At 74.3% G+C, this 2,269-nt stretch carries 2 protein-coding genes; one reads left to right on the top strand and one right to left on the bottom strand.

The genetic code is table 11. From position 1 onward, the window contains the following. Nucleotides 1–895: 895 nt before the first annotated feature. Nucleotides 896–1,309, top strand: coding sequence for a VOC family protein (locus M878_RS82160; protein WP_023551705.1), 414 nt, complete (start codon nt 896–898; stop codon nt 1,307–1,309). 16 nt (nt 1,310–1,325) lie between these two features. Here M878_RS82160 and M878_RS82155 read toward each other — a convergent pair. Beyond that, a partial coding sequence (locus tag M878_RS82155) for a hypothetical protein (RefSeq protein ID WP_023551704.1) occupies nt 1,326–2,269 on the bottom strand: 944 nt, incomplete at its 5' end.

The raw sequence follows: 2,269 nt of genomic DNA, 5'->3' as shown, positions 1-2,269 counted from the left end.
ACCGAGGATCCCGACGGCGAGGAGTACGCCGGCTAGGACACGCAGGACGCGGAAAACGACGAGAACACGGGGCACGCGTGCGTTGTGGGTGTGGGGGTGGCGGGATCGCGGGGTGTGGGCGGAGGTGCACGGTGGGCGGCGGGGGGCGCGGTGCGATGGGTCGCCGGGGCCGACGTGCCGTGCGTCGCTGCGGGCGGCGTGACGTGCGTCGGCGGAGTCGGCGTGTGGTGGGCGCTGTCGAAGTCGGCGTGCGGTGCGTCGTCGGGGCCGGTGGGCCGTGGTGCGCCGAGTCCGGTGCGGCGTGCACGGGCCGGGGTGGTGTGTCTCGTGGGTGGTGGGGTGGCCATCTCTGCCCCTTCCGTTCCGTGTCCTCGGCCTCGGCCTCGGCCTCGGATCAGGCGCGAGCGTAGTGGCGGGTGGGGCGGGGTGCCGTGGACGGGGGCGAGAGGGAAGTCGCCCGTCCGGGTGTTCGTCCGGCGGTGGGGCGGCGCGGCGGGCAGGGATGCCGCCAGGCTTGGGACGACGCGCGCGACGGCGCGGGCAGAGGGCGGTGACGCGTGCAGGTCGACGACGAAGCGAACCTGGACGGCGGCGGCCTGGCCGGGGTGATCACGCTGCTGCCGGCGCTGTTTCCGGGCGTGGGCCCGGACCAGCTGGGCCTGTCCTCCGGCGGTGCTCGGCCGCGCCCGCCGCGTCCTCACCGGCCCAGGTCCGGTGGTCCTGCCGTAACGGGCGGGACACGGTTCGGGCGGCGGCAGGGACGTACGGCACCTCGCCGACCGTGTTCCTCGACGAGCTGCGTACGAAGTGCGAACGTTCCGCTGAGGCGTTGTCAGTGGCGGCTGCAAGACTGAACGGGACGCCACAGAACCGGCGTACGAAGGAGTGATCGGCAATGGCAGGCATGGGCGGCGGACGGCCGAGCATCTATCCCTCTCTGTTGTACGCGGACGCGAAGGCGGCGATCAGACAGCTGACGGAGGCCCTCGGCTTCACCGAGCTGTCGGTGTACGAGACGGAGGACGGCAAGGTGATGCACGCCGAGCTGACCCAGGGCAACGGCGCGGTGATGATCGGTTCCAAGGGCCGGGGCGGCCGTTTCGACGCGGCGATGAAGGACGCCGGGCCCACCGGGGTGTACGTCGTCGTGGACGACGTGGACGCCCACCACCAGCGGGCCCTGGAGCACGGCGTGGAGATCCTGATGCCCCCGACGGACCAGGACTACGGCTCGCGGGACTACATGGCCCGCGACGTCGAGGGCAACATCTGGAGCTTCGGGACGTACGCCCCGGAGATCGGCGCCTGAACAGTCCCCGCGCCGCTCATCCCCCGGTGTGCACCTGGAAGGCGGCCCGGCGCACGGCTTTGGCGAGAGCCGGGTCGGGGTGCGCGGCGGCGAGCGCGACCAGGACCTGCACGGTGCGCGGGTGGCCGACGGCGCGGACCTCGTCGAGCAGCTGGGGAACGGTGGGCTGCAGCGCGGACTCCAGATGCCGGACCAGCATCGGCGACTCGCCATGGTCGGCGACGGCGGCTGCGGTGTCCACCCACAGCCAGGTCGCCTCTTCCCGGGTGAGGACCTCGTGGGCGTCCTCCGGGTCGACCCCGTCGTGCTCGGCGAGCCACAGCAGGGCGTACGGCCTGAGGGCGGGTTCGTCGACGACGGCGCGTACGTCGGGCTCTGCGGGGGCGCCGACGACGCGCAGCGCCTCGAAGGCCAGGCCGCGCAGCAGGGCGTCCTCGCCGCGGGCGGCGTGGATCAGCTCCGTGACAGCGTTGCCGACAGGGCGGGCGGCGAGCCAGGCGCGGTACTCGGCGCGGGCGGCGTTGGGGCGGAGCTGGGCGCAGCCGCGGAGCATGTCCTCGGCGGCCTGCTCGATGTTGCCGGCCGGGCTCTGCGCGGCCACGCAGATCTGCTCCAGCTTGACCCACACCGCCCAGCTGCCCAGCGGGGTGAGGGTGGCCTGGCCGTCGCCGTAGGTCAGCGCGCCGACGAAGACGAGGGCCTGCAGCGCCCAGTCGAGGAGCGGGGCGAGCGGGGTGTCGCCGACGGACTCGAAGTCGGGGTCGGCGTCGGGGTCCGCCGGGCTCGGGGAGCCGGCCGCCGGCCGGGCGGGGCCGGACTCGGGCGACTGCCGGGCCCCGGGCAGGGCCGGCTGTGCGGCCCCGGGCTCGTAGGGGACCTCGCAGCGCTCGGTGCGCAGTTCGGTGACCCGCTGCTGGAGCAGGTCGAGGAGCTGCTCGACCGGGACGGGACCGGCGGACA

Origin of the sequence: Streptomyces roseochromogenus subsp. oscitans DS 12.976 (assembly GCF_000497445.1) — a bacterium.
GTDB classification, from domain to species: domain Bacteria; phylum Actinomycetota; class Actinomycetes; order Streptomycetales; family Streptomycetaceae; genus Streptomyces; species Streptomyces oscitans.
The sequence above is the reverse complement of the archived record's forward strand: the minus strand, read 5'-3'. Positions and strand labels throughout refer to the sequence as shown.